Here is a 22724-nt window from a genome sequence, read left to right on the forward strand (position 1 = left end):
AGCCTGCAGCCCGACCATGAAGCGACTCGATTTCACTACCCTGCGCCTGTTCATCGCCATCGCCGACTCGCATAGCCTGACCCGGGCAGCGGCGCGCGAGCACCTGGCGCTGGCGGCGGTGAGCAAGCGCATCAGCGACCTCGAGACGCAGCTCTCGACCACCCTGCTCTACCGCCGCCCGCGCGGCGTCGAACTGACCCCGGCGGGCCATGCGCTGCTGCATCACGCACGGCTCATGCTGGATAGCCTCGATCATCTGACCGCGGATCTGAGCGAATACAGCGTGGGGGTCCGCGGGCATGTGCGCATGCACGCCAACACCTCGGCGGTGATCGAGTTCCTGCCCGAGGACCTGAGCGACTTCACCTGGCGCTATCCGCAGATCCGCATCGACATGCAGGAACGCCTGAGCCACGAGATCATCGCCGCGGTGCGCGAAGGGCTCACCGATATCGGCATCTTCTCGGCGCATATTCCCGCCGCCGAGCTGCAGACCCGCGCCTATCGCCGCGACCGCCTGGCGCTGGTGACCGCCAGCGACCATCCGCTGGCCGAGCGCGACAGCATCGCCTTCGCCGAGACGCTGGATTACGACTTCATCGGGCTGGAGCAGGACTCCTCGCTGCACAGCCTGCTGCAGCAGGACGCCCAGCGCTTGAAGCGCGCGCTGCGCATGCGCATTCAGGTGCGCAGTTTCGAGGGCATCTGCCGCATGATCGATCGCGGCATGGGGGTGGGCATTCTGCCGGCACGCGCGGTATCGGCCTACCGGGGCAGCCTGTCGCTGGCAACGGTCCCGCTGAGCGATACCTGGGCCGAGCGCGAGCTGGTGATCGGGATGCGTGACTACGACTCGCTGCCGCTGATCGCGCGTGAGATGGTCGACCACCTGACCACGGCGGGTGAGCGCGCCGATACCTTGGGACAGCGTCAGTCGCATGCCGCTGAGGCAAGTACACCCGTGGCGAAGAACCCCGAAGCAGAGACTCCCGAGGTGGGCACTCAGTCGCGCCGATAGACGTCGTCGAAGCGCTCGATATCGTCCTCGCCCAGATAGCTGCCGCTCTGGATCTCGATCAGTTCGAGCGGGATCTTGCCCGGGTTCTCGAGCCGGTGCACCACCCCCAGCGGGATATAGGTGGACTGGTTCTCGGTCAGCAGGAAGGTGTCGTCGCCGCAGGTCACCCGTGCGGTACCGCACACCACCACCCAGTGCTCGGCACGGTGGAAGTGCTGCTGCAGCGAAAGGCGCCCACCCGGCGCCACGCAGATATGCTTGACCTGATAGCGCGCGGCGCGATGTACGCCATCATAGCTACCCCAGGGGCGATGTACGCGACGGTGGAGATCCCACTCGCTGCGGTTGTCGCGCTTGAGCGCCGCGGCGATCCGCTTGACCTCCTGGGCCTGCTCGCGGTGGGTCACCAGCACCGCATCCGAGGTCTCCACGATCAGCAGGTCGTTGACCCCCACTGCCGTGACCAGGCGGCTCTCGGCATGGATCAGACTGCCGTGAACATCCTCGGTGATGACATCGCCACTGAGCGCATTGCCCGCGGCATCCTTGTCGGCGATCTCCCACAGCGCCTGCCACGAACCGACATCGGACCAGCCAGCGTCGAGCGCCACCACGCAACCCTCGGCGGTATTCTCCATCACCGCGAAGTCCACCGACTCGGCTTCGCAAGCGGCGAAGGGGGCCGGTGCCACGCGCAGGAAATCGAGATCCGACTGACGCGCCTCCCAGGCGGCGGTCACCGCGTCGAGCATATCAGGGCGATGTGCGCCCAGTTCCTCCAGGTAGCGGTCGGCGCGCATCAGGAACATACCGCTGTTCCACAGATAGCGGCCGCTGGCGAGGTAGCCTTCAGCAGTGGCGGCGTCGGGCTTCTCGACGAAGCGCTGGATCGGCACCGCGAATTGTTCGCTCGGCGACTCGCTGGCCTCGATATAGCCGTAGCCGGTCTCGGCACGGGTCGGGGTCACCCCGAAGGTCACCAGACGCCCTTGGCGAGCCGCCGCCTGAGCCGGCCCCAGCGCCGCACGCAACGCTTCGGGGTCACGGATGGCATGATCCGCCGGCAGCACCAGCAGCATGGCGTCGGGATCACGCACCATCGCCTGCAGCGCGGCCAGGGCAATGGCCGGCGCGGTATTGCGCGGCGCCGGCTCGAGCAGAATCTCCGCACGCCAGCCGGCCTCGCGCAGTTGCTCGGCGACCACGAAGCGATGCGCCTCCTGGCACACCACGATGGGATCGGCGGGCTCGATGCCAGCAAAGCGATCCAGGGTCTCGAGCAGCAGCTGCGCGGCCCCACCACGGGCAGGAACTGCTTGGGAAAGCTTGCCCGCGACATCGGCCACAGCCGGGTACCGGCGCCGCCGGCGAGCACCACGGGGATCAACATGCGCTGACGTCCTTAGTGGGTCGATACATGAGAAATCTTTGATGCTTAAGGCCGAGCCAGGCCTGACGTCGAGTCCACCACGACCTGACTGCCGCGGCGGTCCCCTCTATCATCACGCGATCACCGCGCGCGCGGCGTCTTCTGATCGAGCGAGTCGCCGCGCCCCACCGCAAAGTAGAGCAACCCGGCCTCGCGCACCGCCACAGGATCGAACAGATTGCGGCCATCGACGATCACCGGCGTGGCGAGTTCCTGCTTGAGCTGGGTGAAGTCGACCGTGCGGAACGACTTCCATTCGGTGCAGATGACCAGCGCATCGGCTCCCACCACCGCCTCGTCACGGGTGTCGACCAGGGTCAGGTCGTCGCGCTCGCCATAGAGCCGGGCGCACTCTTCCATCGCTTCGGGGTCGAAAGCGCGCACCTTGGCACCGGAGGCCCACAGCGCTTCCATCAGCGCCCGGCTCGGCGCCTCGCGCATGTCGTCGGTATTGGGCTTGAACGCCAGTCCCCAGATCGCCACCACCTTGCCCGTCAGGGCGCCATCGAACGCCTGTTCGAGCTTGGCGAACAGCGTGGCCTTCTGACGCTCATTGACCGCTTCCACCGCTTCCAGCAGCTGTGCCGGATAAACCGATCTGGGCCGCGGTGCGCGACAGTGCCTGGACATCCTTGGGAAAGCAGGAGCCGCCGTAGCCACAACCTGGATAGATGAAGTGATAGCCGATACGCGGGTCGCTGCCGATCCCCCGGCGAACGTTCTCGACGTCGGCGCCGAGGCGCTCGGCCAGATTGGCGATCTCGTTCATGAAGCTGATCTTGGTCGCCAGCATGGCGTTGGCCGCATACTTGGTCAGCTCGGCGCTACGCACATCCATGAACATCAACTTTTCGGCGCGCCGGTTGTACGGCGCATAGCATTCACGCATGAGCGCCTTGACACGTTCGGCGTCGGTTCCCACCACGATCCGCGCACCGTGGGTGAAGTCCTCGATCGCCGCGCCCTCCTTGAGGAACTCAGGGTTAGAGCAGACATCGAACGGCAGCTCGACGCCACGCCCGGCGAGGGTCTCGGCGATCGCCTCATGCACGCGATCGGCGGTGCCCACCGGCACGGTGGATTTATCGACTACCACCTTGTAGGCATCCATATGCTCGCCGATCGAACGCGCCACGGCGAGTACGTACTGGAGGTCGGCACTGCCGTCCTCATCGGGCGGCGTACCCACGGCAATGAACTGCAGCGTGCCAAACGCCACCGCCTCGCGGACATCGGTGGTGAAGGTCAGTCGCCCATGGGTCACGTTCTCGGTGACCAGCGCTTCCAGCCCGGGCTCATAGATAGGAATCTCGCCACGCTTGAGCCGCGCGACCTTGTGTTCGTCGATATCCATGCACATGACGTCGTGGCCTGCATCCGCCAGACAGGCCCCCGTGACCAGGCCAACGTAGCCCGTGCCGAAAATCGTGATTCGCATTGCGGTTCCTTCGACTTCGAATGAGAGCGCCCGAGCGCCGCGCTATCGCTACCGCGACGACCACCGAGCACAGGATAACTGGTGCCAATGGTAAAGGGTTTTAGCCTGCGTGGCGCGCTCCAGGAACATCGAAACCGCGAGCCGCCGCCCGCTCGGCCTACGCTATCGGTGGCGCAGCGAGGCCAAGTGACAGACTGCCGAAAGAGGCTCGATCAGCAGGCAACGGTTCACTGATAGGTAAGCGCTGGCATGCTTAAAACTACGGGGCAATTGCATAAAACGCCACATCGCGTCGCGAAATACTTTAACTCGCGATAATCGCATAAAGGGCTTTGGCAAATGATTTCGCAATCCCGATTTTTACATAACGCGACGCTACGTCCTCACATAACGCAACGCTACGTTGCCAGGCGGAACAGCGCGAGATAAGTCACATCGGGCTAAAAACGGCACCACCGACATTCAAGAAAGATATTTCAACCGGATCAGCGTCGTCAGCATATCGAGCACGCATTGCTGGCTCAGCGCATACTCCGACATCAGCGCATGGAGACGATCTTCGAACCGTGGGCGTTCATCGCCAGCGGGCGCGGAGACCTGACGTGAACCACCGTCCAGCTCTCGTAGCGCCTGTGCGAAAGCGTCGTCCAATTCGCGGAACTTACGGAGTTTATCGCGTTCGTTCATGTGTTGGCGTGGCATAGAGTAAAGATCGTTGGCTGCAATGGCCAGACACCATCAGGTGTAGGCAGTTAGGAAGAATGACCTGAACAGAAATGCACCTGCGACGGCCGGGCTAACCACTCTCGACAAGGCCGCACGCGGCCCCGGAACAGGCTTTCAGCGGGTCGTCGAAGAGCATAGCGGAATTCTGCCGCGAAATCATCTACCGCGTAGACGCCCTAAACGAGAGGCGTCTCGGCACCTACCTGAGCGATAAGGATGCGGGAAGGTCTTGGAAAAGCAAGACGACATTCAAGCACTCAACAACAAAGAGCGCCTACCCTTTAGGGGTAGACGCTCTTTCTGTGGTGATCTGCTCGGGGCCGGTCAGGGCTGTGCCATGACGCTGTAAGGCCTCAGGACACATTCACCGGGCACCGAATCGGATCACTCTTCGGTGCGCACTACCCAAGACTCCACGGTGTCGCCGCCGTGCTCTTCCTTCCACGCTTTCAGCGTTTTGTGGTTACCGCCACGCGTCTCGACCACTTCACCCGTATTGGGGTTTTTGTAGATCTTGAGCTTGCGTTTGCGACGACCGCCGGCACTGGCGGGTTGAGCACTGGCAGCAGCAGCGCTGCTGGGGCGCGGGCTAAGCAGTTCGATGACGTCGGAGGCGGACTTACCATACTCCGCCATCAGGGCCTCGAGCTTCTCCTTGAATTCGAGCTCGGCCTTGAGGCGCTGGTCACCTTCCATACGCTTCAGCTCTTCTTCTAACTGCTTAAGGAGCTGTTCCTTTTTGACGTAGTCACTGAGAAGAGACATTCTGAGTTCCGTTGCAGATTGATTGGCCCTCACATTATTGCGCTAAATTCGCAATATGCAACCCTCTCGCAATGATATTTTTTTGCTTACCGCCGGTTAATAAGAGATTTCCCGGAGACACACCGCCTGGCGCAGATAACGCAACTCGGAAAGCGTCGTATAATGAACTTTCCCATACCCCCGGAAGTGATCGAACGGACCATTTGGTACGTATTCTTTTGCCGTGGGCAAAACCCGCGCATTGACTGGCGCAGAGCGTTGCCGCGACGGCTATGCTATCGACTACCACGCCCCATGGCGGCTGACTGCCACCAATATCAGACATCGGCCCCCTAGGGCCTACTTACCGCTGGAACTCTCAGCCTGGACAATGACACGCCGTGATACCTCCGAGATGCAAGGCCCTGCTCGCACGCACCTGGCAACTACCGATCCTCGTCGCTCTGCTCACCGTCATCGCCGGCTGTGCCAGTTCCGGCCTGTCACAGCGAGACGGTTATGTAGCCGATCGCCGCCAGCAGTCGAGCGCATTCAACGAGCGCGTGCGCTATGTCGTGCTGCACTACACCGATTCCGAGGCGCCACGCGCACTGCAAACACTGATGGGCCCCCGGGTCAGCGCCCACTATGTGGTCGCGCGCAAGCCAGAGCAGCGGGTGGCGAGCCGGTGGTGTGGCAGCTGGTAGACGAGCACAAGCGCGCCTGGCACGCCGGCCGTTCAGCGCCTGGGAGGACCGGACCCAGCTCAACGACTCGTCGATCGGCATCGAGATCGTCAACCGTGGTCCGGGCGACGATACCGTGACACCGCACTGGGCGCCCTACTCCGAGGCACAGATCAAGGCTGTCATCGCGCTCGTCGGCGACATCGTTCGACGCTATCGGCTGCCACCCACGGCGATCGTCGGCCACGCCGATATCGCCCCCGAGCGCAAGATCGACCCGGGTCCGGCCTTTCCCTGGCCAGCGTCTCCATGCCGCTGGCATCGGTGCCTGGCCGGATGCCGCCAGCGTCGCCCGCTATCAACAACGTTTCGAGCGCTGCCCGCCGACGCTCGCACAGTTGCAGCGCGCGCTCGGCGCCTACGGTTATGCGCTGCCCGCCAGCGGTGCGCAAGATATGCGGACCCAGGCGGTCTTGCGCGCCTTCCAGATGCACTTTCGACCCTCTGACTACCGCGGCGAACCCGACGCCGAGAGCGCAGCGATCGTCTGGGCACTGCTCGCCAAGTACCGCCCCGAGGCATTAAAGGAGCCGCACCTGGCAACGCTCACATGCCCGCCGGATAGTGGATCAGATCGTGGATTCGCGCCCTAGCCGCATCGAGATTGCGATAGGCATGGGTTGGTCGGCGGCGAAGCGCATGGCATCGCCGGTTTCCAAGCGGTGCCACTGCCCCTCGACCGCGAGTTCCATGACCCCTCGATCACCACCACGTGCTCGACGATCCCCGGCGCATGGGCCGGCGACTCGCTGAACGTGCCCTGGGGAAGATCGATGACGAACATCTCGAACCCCAGACCGGGGTCAAAGGCAAACAGCGGCATCACGGTCATGCCTGAAGCATCGTGATGCCAGGGGGCGATGATCGGGTGGCCGGGGTCAGGCCGGGGGCCAGAAAGTAACTCATCGGGACACGCAGGCCACTGGCGATCTTCCACAGCGTAGCCACCGTCGGGGTCGACTCTCCGCGTTCGATCTGCCCCAGCATCGCCTTGCTCACGCCGGTCTCCCGGGCGGCGGCATCCAGGCTAAGCCGGCAAGCCTGTCGACGCGCCTTGAGTCGCTGACCCAGCGCCGCGAGATCGGCTTCCATGGCAACTCCTCTTCCGTCACATGGCGATTTGCACGGCTATCTTCCGCAATACACGCAGCGCAGGCAATGTGCGTCATAACGCACATTGCCTCTACAGAATTCGTGCGCTATAACGCACGAATCATTTTCGAGATCCCGCATGCCCAACTCAACCTTCTGGCGCGACAGCAGCCCCGCCCACGTCACCGCCGGTTTCGTCGCCGTCCTGGTCGGCTACAGTAGCTCTGCGATCATCATCTTCCAGGCCGCCGCCGCCGCGGGGGTCTCGCCGGGCCAGATCGGGGCCTGGTTGAGCGCGCTGGGGCTGGCGATGGGCATCACCTCGATCGGGCTTTCGCTGCGCTATCGCCAGCCGATTCTCACCGCCTGGTCGACACCCGGCGCCGCGCTGCTCGCGGTCAGCCTGCCCGGCAGCTCGCTCAACGAAGCGATCGGGGTATTCATGTTCTGCGCCCTGCTGGTACTGATCTGCGGCATCACCGGCTGGTTCGCGCGGCTGATGCAGGTGATTCCGCAATCGATCGCAGCGGCGATGCTGGCCGGCGTGCTGCTACGCTTCGGTCTCGATGCCTTCGTCTCGCTGGGCCACGAGTTCACACTGGTGCTGGTCATGCTGGCGACCTATCTGATCGCCAAGCGCTGGCTGCCCCGCTACGCCATCCTGCTGGTGCTGACACTGGGGCTCGCGTGCGCCGCCGCGCTGGGCAAGATCGATACCTCAGCGGCACGCTGGTCGTTCGCGCTGCCGTTACCCGTCACCCCCCATTTCAGTCTCGCCAGCCTGCTTGGCATCGGCCTGCCCCTGTTCGTGGTCACCATGGCCTCACAGAACGCGCCCGGCGTCGCCACGCTGCGTGCCGCGGGCTACGACACCCCGATCTCGCCGCTGATGATCTGGACCGGCCTGGCCACGCTGCTGCTGGCCCCCTTCGGGGTCTTCAGCGTATGCCTCGCCGCCATCACCGCGGCGATCTGCATGGGCGGTGACGTCCACGCCGATCCGACCCGGCGCTATCCGGCCGCGGTCTGGGCGGGGCTTTTCTATCTGCTCGCAGCGGTGTGCGGTGGTTCGATCGGAAGCCTGTTCGACGCTCTGCCGCGGGAGCTGGTCGTGGCCCTGGCCGGCCTGGCGCTGCTGCCGACCATCGCCGGCAGCCTGCACCGGGCACTGCGCGAGGAGGCCCAGCGCGAGCCGGCGTTGATCACCTTCCTTGTCACCGGTTCCGGGGTGAGCCTGTTCGGCATCGGCGCGGCCTTCTGGGGGCTGGTCGCCGGCATGCTGGCGCTGGGCATCGCCGGTTGTCGCCGCCACTCACGATCTTAGACAGGGTCGGCGGTCAGCGGCTCCACGTCCACCGCCACCTCGAGCGCATGCGAGCCGCCGCCGCTCATCACTCCCTTGAGCGGCGGCACGTCGCCGTAGTCGCGGCCCCAGCCGGTGATCAGATGCCGCTCGCCGGGCAGCGTACCGTTGGTCGGATCGAACTCCAGCCAGCCCCAACCAGGCAGATAGAGCGCACTCCAGGCATGGGAGGCGTCCGCCCCCACCAGCCGCGGCTGCCCCGGCGGCGGTCGCGTTTCGAGATAACCGCTGACATAGCGCGCGGCGAGCCCCAGTGAGCGCAGACAGGCGACCATCAGGTGGGCGAAGTCCTGGCACACCCCGCGGCGCGCCTCGAGCACCTCAAGCACCGGTGTCGCCAGCGTGGTGTAACCGGGATCGTAGACGAAACCTTCGAAGATACGCTGGTTGAGCTCGGCGGCGGCCTCGAGCAGTGGCCGCCCCGGGGTGAAGCTGGTGGCGGCGAAGTCATAAAGCGCCGCGTGACGGGTAACGAACGGCGAGTCTAGCTGATAGAGCCGGCACGCCACCCGCTCGCGGCTGGTCTCGCGCACCGCCTCCCAAGGACCGACGGAAGGCGGCTGCGGGCGGGCGCCGGCGCTGAGACAGGTTTCAGCGACCACCGTCAGGCGCTGATGCACCTCCTGGACGCTGAAGTAGTTGACCTCGTTGCCGAATACGTCGCGCCGGGTCTGCAGCACGGCCGGCGCCGGCGTCACCGTCAGGCGAGTCGGCTCGGGCAGCTGCCAGGTCAAGCGCCGCGGCGTCAGGCGCGCCTCGTTGTGGCACAGCGAGACCGGCGCAGCATAGTCGTAACGGGTACTGTGGCTGACGCGATAGCGCATGAAATCCGTTTCTCTCTCTAGCGACACCCGCGGCTCCTCTCTAGTCAACCCAGGACCGTGGCCGACACACCGGTCAGGTTAGCGGCAATCCGCGCTTCGCGGTGCGCTCAGGGCGCCTGCATCGGAATCAGCTGGCGCGGCGCTTCGGCATGGCTGAAGTGGCTGTGCTCGATCGCTTGGGACAGCGCCGCCAGTGGCTCGGCCAGGGCATCCAGCAAGGTTGCCAGCGTCTGCCTGGCCTGCGGCAACAGAGCACTCTCGGCGCGCGTCGAGATCCGCCAGATGCAGCGCGGCACGCGCACGGATCAGCAACCGCGCCTCGTCGCTGCGATAGGGCGTATCCTGTGGCTGCGGCAGATGCGTGATCTGGCGCTCCAGACGCTTGAACATATAGCCGATCGAACGCGGATTGCCTTCATCGAACAGCAGCAGATCGAGGATCGCCGCCGGGTACAGCTCGCTACGATAACGTCGGCGGTAAGCGCTGGCGTTGTCAGTGGTCGCCAGCACCACCTCCCACAGGCCGTCACCGGCGGCCGACCCGCCATCGCCCTCGGGCGCGGCCTGGGGCGCCTCGATCAGCGCCACCCGCAGCAGCCGCAGGGTGAGCATGGCGCGCTCGATGAAGCGCCCGATATCGAGGAAACGCCAGCCGTAATGGTGCGGCATGGTCTCGTTGCAGAAGCCAAAGAACGCCGCCGACTGGGTGATCAGCGCTTCCACCGCGCGCCGCCCCTCATGGATGCCCGCCTGCGGCAGTCGCACGCCCTCCTGATGCAACTGGTTGAAGACTCGCCAGGCGTCGTCGCCGAGATGGTCGCGCACTGCCCGGCCATTGGCCACCAGCCGTGCCAGCAGGCTGGGCAGTGCTTCTGGATGGCCCTCCTTGAACAGCGACAGGAGCTGCTCGCGGTCGTGCTGGAAACGGCTCTGCACAGGATCGGCCAGCCCCCGCTCGAGGCCCAGCAGCTGGAGCAGATCGTCCAGCGCCGGGTCGGCGAGGCTCTCCTGATCCTGTTCCATCAGGCGATAGATCGCTTCTCTTAGCAGCCGCGCGTGGCCATCCAGGCGCTCGCCGTAGCGCCCCAGCCAGAACAGGCTCTCGGCCACCCGGCTGGGCATGTCGGCGCCGTCGCGGGTGACCGCTAATGGCTGCGACGCGCGCCGCAGGCGGCTGACGTGGGGCTGCGGCGAGGTCGCGCTGACCCACACGTCCTTGACGCACTGGCTGGTCGCCATATCTGCCCCGGGCAGCCCCTGCCACGCCACTCCGCCCGGCATCGCTTCGAAGCCCGCGGGCCGGCGCTGGTCGTCATAGCGTGCCTGCACGAAGCAACGCAGATTGAAGGTCGCCGGCGTCAGCGCACCGCCGACATGAGTCATGAACGGCGCCGTGGCGCCCTCCAGCGGACACGACGCCACATAGCACTCGGGGTTCGCCACCAGCGCCTCGCGCAGTGCCGCTCGCGCTGACGGCGATAATGTTTTGGGTTCGCTGATCGGGTGGGCAACGTCGACGCGCTGAAAGCGCAGGCGCTCGAAGTCGGCAAGTGCCCAGGCCAGCCCCGCCGCCTCGCCGCACCAGTGCGACTCGGGCCCCGCCATCGCCAGCGGCTCGCCCAGCAGGCGCTCGCACAGACGCGGCAGATAAGCCGCGATCAGCGGATTCTCGAGCACGCCGACCCCCGGGGGGTTGGCCACCCCGACGCCGCCACCGCGAATCGCTGCCAGCAGCCCGGCACACCGATCAGCGAGTCGGCCTCCAGCTCCAGCGGGTCGCTCCAGGCGTCGCCGATCTGCTTGAGCAGCACGTCCACCGGCTCCAGCCCGCCCAGGGTGCGCATCCAAACCCGCGCGTCGCGCACCACCAGGTCGCTGCCCTCGACCAGCGCCAGGTTGAGATAGTTGGCCAGATAGGCGTGTTCGAAATGGCTGGCATGCGCCGCACCCGGCGCCAGCAGCGCAATTCGCGGCTGGTCCAGCGTCAGCGGCGAAAGTGCGCCCAGGGCGTGGTGCTGACGCTCGAGAAAGCCCGCCAGACGGCGCAGCGGGGCGTTGCGATAAACACCGGGGAAGGCGCGCGCCATGGCGATCCGATTCTCCAGCGCGAAGCCCATGCCGGCCGGTGTCTGCAGATGATCGGCGAGCACGCACCAGCGACCATCACTGTCGCGGCTCAGATCCACCGCCAGCAGTGACAGCGCCGGCCCTCGCTTGCCGTAGAGACGGTCGCAGGCAAGCAGAAACCCCGGGTTGGCGAACAACGCATCGGCGGGTAGCACGCCCTCCTCGAGCATGCGCCGGGGGCCATAGATATCCACTAGCAGCGCGTCGAGCAGGCGCATGCGCTGAAGTAGCGCGCCTTCCAGGTTCTGCCACTCGCTCGGCGTGATCACCAGCGGCAGCGGGTCGAGCCGCCACTGGCGCAGGCTCTCGGGGTCATCGGCCGAGCGCCCGTAGGTGACGCCGTTTTCATGCAGCAGGCGCTGAATTTCCTCGACCCGCTGAGCCATGGTGTCACGGTCGAGGCTTTCCAGCGCAGTCAGCAGCGGCTGCCAGCGTCGCCGCAGCGAACCGCGAGGGGTCACCAGTAGATCAAAGCCCGACTCGGCCTCATAGTCGCCCAGCCAGGGCCTGGTGAGGGTATCGATCTCAGCCATCGCTGCCTTGCTACCTTTGCTCGGGCACATCCGGCCAGCGTCGAATCCGGCCTCCTGCCGGACCATGCGAACCACCCAGGGGCGGCCCGACCAGTCTCACGTGGGACGCCGACCCGCTACACCAGGCCGACGGTGATGCGCGTCAACTTCCGCCACACGCACTGGCGCCAGCTTAATCCCACCATCTGCCGGCGTCACCTCTGATCACTTTATCGGCCGCTGGCGCTCTGACTGCAGCCGGGTCACCCGCCCCCACTCTCACCACGCCCTTGCACTCCGAAACCCGGCCCGCGAAGGCGCGACAACTCAGTGACCACCGCCGCACATCGCAGGTGACAGTTTGGGCCGGCGCTCACTATGCTGAGACCACGACACAACAACACGATGACCGGCCAGACCGATTCGCCGGCAGGAGCTTGAGCGATGGGCAATGTGGATTGGCAGCAGTACCCGGCAGAGACTTCTACGACGAATTGATCGCCGCGAGCGGCACACCGCGGCCGGCGGCGGCACCGCTGTGCGATATGCTGGAGAGCTTCACCCCACGCGAACTCAACGAGCGCAAGCTGGCCGCCGAGGTGGCGATCCGCACCATGGGGATCACCTTCACGGTCTACTCCGAAGGCAGCACCATCGACCGCGCCTGGCCGTTCGATATCGTGCCGCGGATCATCCCCGCCAGTGAATGGCGCGGCATCGAGGCGGGCCTGAAGCAGCGCGTCGATGCCCTCAACCTGTTCATCGACGACCTCTATCACGACCAGAAGGTGATCAAGGACGGTATCCTGCCCGGCGAGATCCTGGCCCAGTCGGTCAACTTCCGCCCGCAGTGCTGCGGTATCGATCCGCCCCACGGGATCTGGGCCCATATCTGCGGCTCCGACCTGGTGCGCGACGGCGACGGTACGGTCTACGTGCTCGAGGACAACCTGCGTGTTCCCTCCGGCGTCTCCTACATGCTCGAGAACCGCAACGTGACCAAGCGCGTGCTGCCGGAGCTGTTCCAGACCGGGCGTATCCTGCCGGTGGATGACTATCCGGCGCAGCTACGACACCCTGGCCAGCCTCTCGCCGCGTCCCGGCGACGAGCCGCAGATCGTGGTGCTGACCCCCGGCATCTACAACTCCGCCTACTACGAGCACGCCTATCTGGCGCAGCAGATGGGGGTGGAGCTGGTTCAGGGCTCCGATCTGATCGTCGACGACGATGACGTGGTCTACATGCACACCGTCGACGGGCTCAAGCGGGTCGACGTGATCTATCGCCGTATCGACGATCTATTCCTCGACCCGGAAGCCTTTTACCCCGACTCGATGCTCGGTACGCCGGGGCTGATGCGCGCCTGGCCGCCGGTAAGGTGGCGCTGGCCAACGCCCCCGGCGCCGGCGTCGCCGACGACAAGGTGGTCTACGCCTTCGTGCCCAAGCTGATTCGCTACTATCTCGACCAGGAGGCGACGCTGCCGAACGTGCCCAGCTACCTGTGCATGTTCGACGACGACCGCCGCTACGTGCTCGACCACCTCGACGAGCTGGTGGTCAAGCCGGCCAACGAGTCCGGCGGCTACGGCATGCTGATCGGCCCGCGCTCGACCGCGGCAGAGCGCGCCGCCTTCGCCGAGCGCATCGAGGCCGACCCGCGCAACTACATGGCGCAGCCGACCCTGGCACTCTCCACCGCACCGACCCTGTTCGACGGCGCCCCCGAACCGCGCCACGTGGATCTGCGCCCTTTCATTCTCTCGGGACCGGAGACCCACGTCACCATGGGCGGGCTGACCCGGGTGGCGCTGATCAAGGATTCACTGGTGGTCAACTCCTCCCAGGGCGGGGGCAGCAAGGATACCTGGATCGTCGATACCGAGGAGGATTGAGCCATGCTGTCACGCGTCGCCGAAAACCTGTACTGGATGGCCCGCTATGTGGAGCGCGCGGAGGACACCGCGCGACTGATCAGCGTCAACAGCAACCTGCTGCTCGATATGCCGGCACGCGCTGCGCTGAGCTGGTCGACCCTGATCGATATCACCAGTAGCGAAGAGACCTTCGATGCGCTCTACAGCGAGCGCAGCGAGCGCAACGTGATCGACTTTCTGTGCCTGTCGCGGGAGCACTCCGGTTCGATTCTCTCCTCCCTGGCCAACGCGCGCGAAAATCTGCGCACCACCCGCGACGTGGTACCGCGGGAGATCTGGGAGGAGATCAACCAGTGCTATCTGGAGATCCAGGAGCAGACCCAGGGCGGGCTCAAGCCACGCCATCGCGACGCCTTCCTCAAGAGCGTGGTGCGCGCCTGCCAGACGCTTACCGGGTTGATCGAAGGCACCCTGAGCCACACCGAAGCACGCACCTTCCTCTCACTGGGGCGGCATCTGGAACGCGCCGACATGACCACACGGATACTCGACGTGCGCTCGGACAACCTGCTGCCGCGCAATCCCGAAGAGCTGATACCGTTCGAGCACCTGCAGTGGATGAGCGTGCTCAAATCGCTCACCGCCTACCAGATGTACCGCCAAGCGGTCAGGCTGCGAGTGCGCGGACCCGACGTGCTGCGCTTTCTGCTCCAGAACCACGACCTGCCGCGCTCGGTACTGCGCAGCCTCGAGGAGGTCAGCTGGGAGCTGCAGACCCTGCCCAACCACGATAGGCCGCTGGCGGTGGCGACGCTGGTACGCGCCGAAGTCGCCGAGGCCGACGTCCAGACCCTGGCCCGCGCCCCGGAGCAGCTGCACCAGCTCATCGACGAGTTCCAGATCGGCTTCAACAACCTGCATGAAGCGATCGCCGGCGCCTACTTCGTGGTGCGTCCGGTCAAGACTGCCAGCGCCCAGGAACGCACCCTCGGCGACGACGACGATTGAGCGCCACCCTCACCCGCGCGGCGGCGTGGCCGCTGCGCGGGTCACCAGGTCATGGACATAGGCCAGCTTGTCGCGGATCGCCGGCGTGATGATCACCGGCACCACATCGAGCAGCCCCATTTCCCGGTTGAGCTCGTTGAGCCCGACGCCGACCCGCTGGAAGACCAGAATCATGGCATCGACACCACTATCCGGTGCCACCCGGGGCAGCCCCAGATCGCCGGCGGTATCCAGCACCGAGACGATGTCCTCGTAGAGCGAGAACGTCTCGGCGAAATCCTCCCACGGGTGCATGGTGGCGTAGGCCGATACATAGCGCTCGGACCAGTTGGCAGCAGGGCCCTCGGCATAGTAGCGCGCCAGCGCCTCGGCATAGGTGGGCGCGTCGTGATCGCCGAACACCGCCCGACTCGCCGCCTCCTCGCGCCCCTTGATCAGCAGATCCCAGTAGTAGTGCCCGATCTCGTGGCGAAAGTGACCGATCAGGGTGCGCAGAGGCTCGTTGAGGTCGACACGCAGACGCTCGCGCTCGACATCGTCGGCCTCCTTGAGATTGATCGTGATCAACCCCTCGGCATGCCCGGTATACACTGTCTCCCCACTGTCGGTGGCGCGCCATTGCCCCTGGTCCGGCAGAGCGTCGGCCATGAAGGCGAAGCGCAGCGGCAGTGGCGCCTCGTCCTGCGGCGCCGGATGCGGCAGGCCCATTAGGTCCAGGGTGTAGAACAGCCGTCGCTTGGCCGCCTCCAGCGCCGCCCAGCGTTCGCGGTGGCCATCGATGGAGAGGTCGGGAATGACCTTGTTGTGGCGGCAACAGTCGCATAGGCCTTGGTAGCGCGCCGCCTCCCGAGGTGTCAGCAGGCGGTTGCAGACGCCGTGGTGGGCATTGTTGAAACACTTGACCAGGGTCACACCACACACCGGGTTAGCGCAGCGATACTCCGCCCCCTGCGGGATCAGCGCAGTCACGCTTGAGCACACCGGACACCAGCCGACCTCGGCATGACACACGGTACAACGGGTATTGTCGAAGAAGAGCCGACTCGGCGGCTGACAGCAGTGACACTCGAAGGTGCGCATGCACTCTCTCTCAAAACGGCGTCGAGCGCGGCGGCCAGCCCGGTTGGCGACTCCCCGCCACCCCGCGCCGTGGCGGTGGCGGCGTCAGGGCGCCGCCGCGCCCCTGCCTGAGAGCTTAGCAGAGCCTCGCCGCGCCAAGCGTGACGGCTGCCGATATCTACGCTCAGCGCGCGGCGAGATCGAGCCGTGAGGCCTCGATCCAGGCCAGCGCCTGGCCAGGTCTCGCGGCCGTTCGACCCGCACTACCTCGGCCTGCCAGCCCTGCGGCAGCCCGCGTGAGGCCAGCAGCGCATCGACCTGGGCGGTATCGGCGGGGTCATCGAGATGGGTGGCATCGATACCCGCTCCCGCCTCGCCGGGGAGATAGATGGTGTTGTTGGAGAAGTCGATGGCATAGGCGATCACCCCGGGCACGATGAAGAACAGCAGACCGATACCGTCGGCGATCGCCACGCCGGGGTCGATGCGCCCGGGCAGCTGGCCCTTGCGTTCGGGGTAGAACAGCGTACCGCAGCCGCGAGCGACAGTGTCAGACAGGCGATGAGCATGGTGGCGACGGCGCGCCTGATCGAGCAGTGACATCGTTGGGGTCCTGCGGTGGAAATCGAGCGCTGACCTGAGGAGGTCGAGCGTTAACCTAAAGTAACGCGCGTGCGACGTCCACCGCCGACCGGCAGGAAAACGCCCGCCGATCACGGCGGGCGTCAGGGCAATTCGGCAACCCGATGCACCAAGACCGGCATCTGGTGCCCTCCTGGTCACACCAGCGAGGCGCCGTAGCCCCACAGCAGTACCGTCAGCGCCAGCAGTGCCTCCAGTACCAGGATACCGATCGCAGCGCTGCGCTGGAGGCGCGGATACCCTCACCGCGGTCGATGCCGAGGAACGACGGTAACCCGGCGAACAGCAGATAGGCGGTATAGCAGAGGCCGACAATACCCGCGAGCAGGCACAGCCAGACGATAGGATAGAGAGCGACGATGCCGCTCAGGAACATCGGTGTTGCCATGTAGCCGGCAAACACCACGCAACGATTGAGACCTCGGCCGCGACGGATAGCGCCGTGCCAGCCGTGCACCCACGTTACCCATCAGCCAGACCGCGGCCAGAATCAGTGCATAGAAGATGATCGCGAGCAGGACCGCTGTGGAGGGCGCCACCTGCACGCGCTCCGCCAGGCCGGTTTCCGAGGTACCGAAGTGCACCCCACCAGCGTGGTGCCGATGAACGAACATACCACCGGCACCGCCGCCAATATCAGCACGTGGTGTCCATAGAGGTGGGAAACGGTCTCGTTCTCGCTGCTGATCTCCTGCCACTCGCGATTGGGATGCGTAAGAAGTCCCAGACCATGTTGATCATGACGCGCCCTCCACCGCCGCGGGTCGCCAACGACGGCCTCCGTGAATGCCACCGCTCGCCCGGCGGGCGATGTCGGTCGCGACCCTGACTTCACTATAGAAAAGAATCCGCCAAGCGGCAGGTAGACCTGTGGCTAGGCCGAACTCGCGTCCACCCAGCGGATTTTGCCCGGCCCCCTCCCCGTGGGCGGCTGCCATCTCTATACTGGCCGGCTCACGATCGACTCATCGCGGGCCGCAGTCGGTACACCGCCGCTCCCGGACATCGCTGCTGAATACAGGACGAACACGCCATGCGCGCCAGCCACTACAGATCTCGACCCTCAAGGAAACGCCGGCGGATGCGGAAATTGTCAGCCATCAGTTGATGCTGCGGGCCGGCATGATCCGCCGTCTGACCTCGGGGCTCTATACCTGGCTGCCGGTCGGCCTGCGCACCCTGCGCAAGGTCGAGCGCATCGTGCGCGAGGAGATGGACCGGGCCGGCGCCCAGGAGGTGCTGATGCCGGCGGTGCAGCCGGCCGAGCTGTGGCAGGAGTCGGGGCGCTGGGAGCAGTACGGTCCGAACTGCTGCGCCTCAAGGATCGTCATCAGCGCGACTACTGCGTCGGCCCGACCCATGAAGAGGTGATCACCGATCTGGTGCGCGCGAGCTGTCGAGCTACAAGCAGTTGCCGACCAACTTCTATCAGATCCAGACCAAGTTCCGCGACGAAATCCGGCCGCGCTTCGGCGTCATGCGTTCACGCGAATTCATCATGAAGGATGCCTACTCCTTCGACGTCGACGAAGCCGGCCTGGCGCGCTCGTACCAGAAGATGTACGACGCCTACGTGCGCATCTTCACCCGCCTGGGGCTCGATTTCCGCGCCGTGCTCGCTGACAACGGCTCGATCGGCGGCACCGGCTCCCACGAGTTCCACGTTCTCGCCGACTCCGGCGAAGACGCGGTGATCTTCTCCACCGGCTCGGACGACGCCGCCAATATCGAGAAGGCCGAAGCGATGCCCCCGGCCGGCGCCGAGCGCGGCGCCCCGCAGGAGAGCCTGCGTCAGGTACCCACCCCTGGCGTGCGCACCATTGCGGCGCTGGTCGAAGGGTTCGACCTCCCGATCGAGAAAACGGTCAAGACGCTGATCGTGCATGGCGCCGAGGGTGGCCTGGTGGCCCTGATGGTGCGCGGTGACCATCAGCTCAACGAAATCAAGGCGGAGCATCTCCCCCAGGTCAAGGCGCCGCTGACCATGGCCGAAGAGAGCGAGATTCGCGCCGCAGTGGGCGCCGGCCCCGGTTCGCTGGGCCCGGTGGGGCTGCCGATGCCGCTGATCATCGACCGCAGCGTGGCGCTGATGAGCGACTTCGGCGCCGGCGCCAACATCGACGACCAGCACCTGTTCGGGATCAACTGGGAGCGCGATCTGCCGCTGCCCGAGGTTGCCGACCTGCGCAACGTGGTCGAAGGCGACCCCGCCGGACGGCCAGGGCACCCTCGCCATCACCCCGGCATCGAGGTCGGCCACGTGTTCCAACTGGGTCAGAAATACTCGCAGGCGATGAATGCCACCGTGCTGGGTGACAACGGCCAGCCCGCCACGCTGCACATGGGCTGCTACGGTATCGGCATCACCCGCGTGGTCGCCGCTGCCATCGAGCAGAATCATGATGCCGGCGGCATCATCTGGCCCGACGCCATCGCGCCGTTCCAACTGGCGATCGTGCCGATGAACGCGCACAAGTCCGAGCGCGTACGCGACACCGCCGAAGCGCTCTATACCCGCCTCACTGACGCCGGCATGTGCTGCTCGACGATCGCGATCTGCGCCCCGGGGTCAAGTTCGCCGATCAGGAACTGATGGGTATCCCCCACCGCCTGGTGATCGGCGACCGCGGCCTGGACAACGGCGAGCTGGAGTACAAGGGCCGCCGCGACAGCGAGGTCACCATGGTTGCGGTCGAGGATCTGGATGCGTTCCTCGCCGAGCGCCTGGGCTGACATCACCTGACCGGGCGAGCCTCGCCGGCCCGCTGGCAGTTCTGCTGCTGGCGACCGGCTCGCTGCCTGCCGCCGCGGCCCAGGCCGCGGCATCGCCACCTACCCAGCTCGCCGCACCCGCCGCGGTCATCGGCCCGGCGGACATGCCTCCCGACCCGGCCCTGATCCAAGCACTGGCACAGGCGATGGCTGCGGAGCCCGATAGCGGCGATCACTTCGATGCCCAGGTCTGGCTGCTCGACATGCAGTCGCGTCTCGCCCGGCGTCACCTCACGGCCTATCCCGATCGTCAGGCGCGCTTGCGCTTGCTGCAACGCGTGTACGTCGAGGCGCGTCGCGTCGCCCTGCCGCCGGCGCTGGTGCTGGCGCTGATCGACGTCGAGAGCCGCTTTCACCCCGCGGCCCGCTCGAGTGTCGGCGCCCGAGGGCTGATGCAGGTGATGCCGTTCTGGAAGGCCGAGATCGGCCGCCCCCAGGACGACCTGGAGGATGTCGCCACCAACCTGCGCTATGGCTGCACCATCCTCGCCCACTACCTGTCCCGGGAGAATGGCGACTGGACCCGCGCCCTGGCCAGGTACAACGGCAGCCTGGGCCGCACCACCTATCCGGAACAGGTGATGGCAGCCTGGTATCACTACTGGTGGGTAAAGCGTTAACGGCCGCGCACTCGGCGGCCGTTCAGATTTGCTTGCGATCCTCGACCTCGGTATGCGAAGTCCCCGGCGGCAGCGGATGGCCCTTGACCCGCTCGGCACGGGTGGCCTCGCGCACCTCGAGAATCTCTATCTCATAGCTGAGTGTGTGCCCGGCCAGCGGATGATTGGCATCCACGGTGACACTGTCGGCCCCGGCGGCGATCACCGTCACCGTATGCGGCCCTTCCGGCCCCTGGGCCTGGAAGCGCGCGCCCGCCTGCAGCGGCTGGTCGGCGGGGAAGGCGCTGCGCGCGGTCTCGCTGACCAGCGCTTCGTCACGCTCGCCATAGCTCTCGGCGGGGCTCAGTGTCACGCGCATCTGCGCACCGGGTGCCGCATCCATCAGGTGCGCTTCGAGCGCCGCGAACAGGTTGGCATGGCCATGCAGATAGCTCAGCGGCTGCTGGCGCGCGCGGGAGTCATCGAGGATGCGCCCATCGGCATCGCACAAACGATAGTGCAGCGTGGCGACACGCCCCGGCGTGATGGTGAGTGGCGTCATAGATCGTTCCTGAAGGTCGTGGCTGAAGATGGTTCCTGGAAAGAGATGAATCTGGGCGGCGTCTCTTGCCAACCCTGGGGTTTGTACGACAAGTCAACGAGCGCAGTACTTTCCAGCCAGTGCCTAGGAAACCGGCTTGCGCAGCGCCTCCACTGGCAGCTCCAGACGCTGGGTCTGCTGCAGCAGATTGAGCAGCACGATGGCGCGCTCCTCGCCCTTCTGGGCGTCGAATATCGCCTGCAGAGCGCGAAACGGCCCGTCGGTGATCTCCACCAGGTCGCCACGCCGGTAGTAGACATTGGCGCGCTCACGGCTGGTATCGGCGGCCACCCGGTCGCGCAGGGTCTCGATCAGCGCATCCTGCACCGCCACCGGCTCGTGGCCGAAGCCGACCAGCCGAAGCACGCCGCGGGTGGAGCGAATCGGACGCCAGTTGCTGGCGAGGCGGTCGAGGCGAATGAACAGATAGTGGGGAAACAGCGGCTCGGCCACCCAGACCAGCTTGCCGCGGCGGCGCTTCTGCACTTCCAGCACCGGGTGGAACACCTCGTAACCCTGATTGTCCAGATGTTCGCTGGCGCGAAACGATTCACCGCCCTTGCACTGGATCACGTACCAGCGCGGCAGCGCGTCACCGTCGTTCGTCGACTCCGTGGTCATGCTCGTCTTCCTGATCGCGATCACAATCCCGTGGCGTGTCCGGGTAGGGAAGTGTGGTCATCAGATCCCCCGCGCCAGACACGACACGATCGGCTAGAGTAGCATTTTTCGCGTCACCACGTCCGCCCGCCACGCGGCGGACCCTATCTGGAGGTTGCATGCAACGCGAGCCACGCGACTGGCTGACATCGTGCCGGGTCTATCTGCGCGCCCCGGTCATCACCCTGCTGTTTCTGGGGTTTTCCGCGGGCCTGCCCTATCTCCTGGTGTTCTCCACCCTGACCGCCTGGCTCGAGGACAGCGGCGTCGATGTGGCCGCCATCGGCTTCTTCAGCTGGATCGGCATGCTCTATTCGATCAAGCTGTTCTGGGCGCCGATCGTCGACCGCGTGCGCCTGCCGCTGCTGGGACGCGCACTCGGCCAGCGGCGTAGCTGGATGCTACTGGGGCAGGCGCTGATCGCCGCCGGCCTAGTCGGGCTCTCCGGGGTCGACCCGCTGGGGCATCTGCCGCTGGTCGCCGCCTTCGCCCTGCTCACCGCCTTCGGCGCGGCGACCCAGGACATCGTCATCGACGCCTACCGTATCGAATCGGGGGAGGCGGAGATCCAGGCGGCGATGGCGTCGACCTATATCATCGGCTATCGCATCGGCATCGTGGTCGCCGGCGCCGGCGCGCTGTATATCGCCGACGCCGCCTCCTGGTCGGTGGCTTATCTAAGCATGGCGGCACTGGTCGGCATCGGCATGCTCACAGTGCTGCTGCGCCCCGAGCCGCCGCGCCAGCAGGGGCTGGGCCGGGTACTGTTCCATCCGCGGGTCAGACACTTCCTGCGCGCCGGCGCCTCGCGCCCCGAGTGGCAGCGCCGCGCCGGGGTATGGCTGATCGCCGCCGTGGCCTGCCCGGTGGCGGATTTTTTCCAGCGTTACGCGCGCCTGGCCTTCGCCCTGCTGCTGTTCGTGGCGATCTACCGCATCGGCGACATCGTGATGGCGGCGATGGCCAATCCGCTCTATCTCAGCCTGGGCTTCACCAAGAGCGAGATCGCCAGCGTGACCAAGGTGTTCGGGGTCGCCATGACCATCGGCGGCGGCGTGCTCGGCGGGCTGCTGGTGGTGCGCTACGGCCTGGCGCGCATGCTGGTGATCGGCGGCATCGCCGTGGCGCTGACCAACATGGCGTTCGCGGTGCTGGCCCTGGGCGGCCAGAGCCTGCCGCTGCTGGTGCTCACCATCACCGGAGACAACCTCGCCAACGGCCTCGCCAGTACGGTGTTCATTGCCTTCCTGTCGAGCCTCACCTCGCGCGCCTACACCGCCACTCAGTACGCGCTGTTCTCGTCACTGATGACGCTGCCGGGCAAGTTCATCGGTGGCTTTTCGGGGGTCGCCGTAGCCAATCTAGGCTTCGCCCCCTTCTTCGTGCTGAGCGGGCTGCTCGGGGTGCCGGCGATTGCCCTGGCCTGGTGGCTGGGCCGACGCCTGCCCGAGCTCGGCGGCGCGCGCGACACGCCGCCGCGCTGAAGC

22 protein-coding genes and 4 pseudogenes are annotated in these 22724 nt (G+C 65.9%); 12 read left to right on the forward strand and 14 right to left on the reverse strand.

Going from position 1 to position 22724, the window contains the following annotated elements; all coding sequences use genetic code 11:
- Positions 1 to 16: 16 nt before the first annotated feature.
- The gene (locus tag CN538_RS17695) at positions 17 to 1018 is read left to right on the forward strand and encodes a LysR family transcriptional regulator (RefSeq protein ID WP_106420284.1); all 1002 of its coding nucleotides are present in this window, start codon (positions 17 to 19) and stop codon (positions 1016 to 1018) included.
- Here the strand turns inward: CN538_RS17695 and CN538_RS17700 are convergent.
- The 4 genes and pseudogenes from CN538_RS17700 to CN538_RS17715 form a co-directional block, all read right to left on the reverse strand.
- Positions 1003 to 2408: pseudogene (locus tag CN538_RS17700) on the reverse strand (mannose-1-phosphate guanylyltransferase/mannose-6-phosphate isomerase). The gene CN538_RS17695 and the pseudogene CN538_RS17700 sit on opposite strands and share 16 nt — an antisense overlap.
- Positions 2409 to 2528: 120 nt before the next feature.
- Positions 2529 to 3885: pseudogene (locus tag CN538_RS17705) on the reverse strand (UDP-glucose dehydrogenase family protein).
- Positions 3886 to 4347: 462 nt separating this feature from the next.
- Positions 4348 to 4572, reverse strand: coding sequence for a hypothetical protein (locus tag CN538_RS17710; RefSeq protein WP_106420285.1), 225 nt, complete (start codon positions 4570 to 4572; stop codon positions 4348 to 4350).
- Between the two features lie 423 nt (positions 4573 to 4995).
- Positions 4996 to 5376: a histone-like nucleoid-structuring protein, MvaT/MvaU family gene (locus tag CN538_RS17715; RefSeq protein ID WP_106420286.1), complete on the reverse strand. Its 381-nt coding sequence runs from the start codon at positions 5374 to 5376 to the stop codon at positions 4996 to 4998.
- Positions 5377 to 5756: 380 nt separating this feature from the next.
- Between CN538_RS17715 and CN538_RS23540 the strand changes: the two genes are divergently transcribed.
- From CN538_RS23540 to CN538_RS23545, 3 genes are read left to right on the forward strand one after another with little or no spacing between them, the layout of a single operon-like run.
- Positions 5757 to 6062: a hypothetical protein gene (locus CN538_RS23540; RefSeq protein ID WP_242495336.1), complete on the forward strand. Its 306-nt coding sequence runs from the start codon at positions 5757 to 5759 to the stop codon at positions 6060 to 6062.
- Positions 6004 to 6549, forward strand: a complete 546-nt coding sequence (locus tag CN538_RS25625; RefSeq protein ID WP_340638176.1) for an N-acetylmuramoyl-L-alanine amidase — start codon at positions 6004 to 6006, stop codon at positions 6547 to 6549. The genes CN538_RS23540 and CN538_RS25625 overlap by 59 nt, the downstream gene beginning before the upstream one ends.
- Complete coding sequence (locus CN538_RS23545) at positions 6440 to 6694, forward strand: peptidoglycan-binding domain-containing protein (protein WP_242495338.1); 255 nt, start codon at positions 6440 to 6442, stop codon at positions 6692 to 6694. Before CN538_RS25625 ends, CN538_RS23545 begins: the two co-directional genes overlap by 110 nt.
- Here the strand turns inward: CN538_RS23545 and CN538_RS23550 are convergent.
- Positions 6691 to 6933: a hypothetical protein gene (locus CN538_RS23550; RefSeq protein WP_242495340.1), complete on the reverse strand. Its 243-nt coding sequence runs from the start codon at positions 6931 to 6933 to the stop codon at positions 6691 to 6693. The genes CN538_RS23545 and CN538_RS23550 overlap by 4 nt on opposite strands.
- Positions 6930 to 7193, reverse strand: coding sequence for a helix-turn-helix domain-containing protein (locus CN538_RS23555; protein ID WP_242495341.1), 264 nt, complete (start codon positions 7191 to 7193; stop codon positions 6930 to 6932). The genes CN538_RS23550 and CN538_RS23555 overlap by 4 nt, the downstream gene beginning before the upstream one ends.
- 139 nt (positions 7194 to 7332) lie before the next feature.
- On the opposite strand from CN538_RS23555, the gene CN538_RS17730 reads away from it, so the two are divergent.
- Entirely contained in the window at positions 7333 to 8517 is a 1185-nt protein-coding gene (locus CN538_RS17730) for a benzoate/H(+) symporter BenE family transporter (RefSeq protein WP_106420287.1), read from the forward strand.
- Here CN538_RS17730 and CN538_RS17735 read toward each other — a convergent pair.
- The 3 genes and pseudogenes from CN538_RS17735 to CN538_RS23560 form a co-directional block, all read right to left on the reverse strand.
- A complete protein-coding gene (locus CN538_RS17735; protein WP_340638177.1) occupies positions 8514 to 9407 on the reverse strand; it encodes a transglutaminase family protein in 894 nt (297 codons plus the stop codon). The two genes, CN538_RS17730 and CN538_RS17735, sit on opposite strands and share 4 nt — an antisense overlap.
- A gap of 51 nt (positions 9408 to 9458) precedes the next feature.
- Positions 9459 to 10661, reverse strand: a complete 1203-nt coding sequence (locus tag CN538_RS17740) for an alpha-E domain-containing protein (protein ID WP_422917591.1) — start codon at positions 10659 to 10661, stop codon at positions 9459 to 9461.
- 45 nt (positions 10662 to 10706) lie between these two features.
- Positions 10707 to 12106, reverse strand: a pseudogene (locus CN538_RS23560) (circularly permuted type 2 ATP-grasp protein); the annotation flags it as partial.
- A 357-nt stretch (positions 12107 to 12463) separates the two neighbouring features.
- Between CN538_RS23560 and CN538_RS17750 the strand changes: the two are divergent.
- Both CN538_RS17750 and CN538_RS17755 read left to right on the forward strand, forming a co-directional pair.
- A pseudogene (locus tag CN538_RS17750) lies at positions 12464 to 13914 on the forward strand (circularly permuted type 2 ATP-grasp protein).
- A 3-nt stretch (positions 13915 to 13917) separates the two neighbouring features.
- Positions 13918 to 14904: an alpha-E domain-containing protein gene (locus CN538_RS17755; RefSeq protein ID WP_106420291.1), complete on the forward strand. Its 987-nt coding sequence runs from the start codon at positions 13918 to 13920 to the stop codon at positions 14902 to 14904.
- 9 nt (positions 14905 to 14913) lie between these two features.
- On the opposite strand, the gene CN538_RS17760 is transcribed toward CN538_RS17755, so the two are convergent.
- The 3 genes from CN538_RS17760 to CN538_RS23565 form a co-directional block, all read right to left on the reverse strand.
- Complete coding sequence (locus CN538_RS17760) at positions 14914 to 15984, reverse strand: zinc-binding metallopeptidase family protein (protein WP_106420292.1); 1071 nt, start codon at positions 15982 to 15984, stop codon at positions 14914 to 14916.
- Positions 15985 to 16068: 84 nt separating this feature from the next.
- Positions 16069 to 16566: a hypothetical protein gene (locus CN538_RS17765; protein WP_106420293.1), complete on the reverse strand. Its 498-nt coding sequence runs from the start codon at positions 16564 to 16566 to the stop codon at positions 16069 to 16071.
- A gap of 214 nt (positions 16567 to 16780) precedes the next feature.
- Entirely contained in the window at positions 16781 to 16993 is a 213-nt protein-coding gene (locus tag CN538_RS23565; protein WP_242495343.1) for a YIP1 family protein, read from the reverse strand.
- A 719-nt stretch (positions 16994 to 17712) separates the two neighbouring features.
- Here CN538_RS23565 and CN538_RS26545 point away from each other — a divergent pair.
- From CN538_RS26545 to CN538_RS17785, 4 genes are all read left to right on the forward strand, one after another.
- The gene (locus tag CN538_RS26545) at positions 17713 to 17976 is read left to right on the forward strand and encodes a hypothetical protein (RefSeq protein WP_422917526.1); all 264 of its coding nucleotides are present in this window, start codon (positions 17713 to 17715) and stop codon (positions 17974 to 17976) included.
- Positions 17977 to 18016: 40 nt separating this feature from the next.
- Positions 18017 to 19198, forward strand: coding sequence for a proline--tRNA ligase (gene proS / locus CN538_RS17780; RefSeq protein ID WP_422917527.1), 1182 nt, complete (start codon positions 18017 to 18019; stop codon positions 19196 to 19198).
- Positions 19198 to 19338, forward strand: coding sequence for a His/Gly/Thr/Pro-type tRNA ligase C-terminal domain-containing protein (locus CN538_RS26550; RefSeq protein ID WP_422917528.1), 141 nt, complete (start codon positions 19198 to 19200; stop codon positions 19336 to 19338). The genes proS and CN538_RS26550 overlap by 1 nt, the downstream gene beginning before the upstream one ends.
- A 143-nt stretch (positions 19339 to 19481) precedes the next feature.
- Complete coding sequence (locus tag CN538_RS17785) at positions 19482 to 19997, forward strand: lytic transglycosylase domain-containing protein (RefSeq protein WP_106420294.1); 516 nt, start codon at positions 19482 to 19484, stop codon at positions 19995 to 19997.
- Between the two features lie 22 nt (positions 19998 to 20019).
- Here the strand turns inward: CN538_RS17785 and CN538_RS17790 are convergent, their stop codons facing one another.
- The gene (locus CN538_RS17790; RefSeq protein ID WP_106420295.1) at positions 20020 to 20538 is read right to left on the reverse strand and encodes an FKBP-type peptidyl-prolyl cis-trans isomerase; all 519 of its coding nucleotides are present in this window, start codon (positions 20536 to 20538) and stop codon (positions 20020 to 20022) included.
- Positions 20539 to 20661: 123 nt separating this feature from the next.
- Complete coding sequence (gene rfaH, locus CN538_RS17795) at positions 20662 to 21198, reverse strand: transcription/translation regulatory transformer protein RfaH (RefSeq protein WP_106420296.1); 537 nt, start codon at positions 21196 to 21198, stop codon at positions 20662 to 20664.
- A 158-nt stretch (positions 21199 to 21356) separates the two neighbouring features.
- Between rfaH and CN538_RS17800 the strand changes: the two genes are divergently transcribed.
- A complete protein-coding gene (locus tag CN538_RS17800; RefSeq protein WP_106420297.1) occupies positions 21357 to 22721 on the forward strand; it encodes an AmpG family muropeptide MFS transporter in 1365 nt (454 codons plus the stop codon).
- Positions 22722 to 22724 lie beyond the last annotated feature (3 nt).

This window comes from Salinicola tamaricis (genome assembly GCF_003006155.1).
Lineage (GTDB): Bacteria > Pseudomonadota > Gammaproteobacteria > Pseudomonadales > Halomonadaceae > Salinicola > Salinicola tamaricis.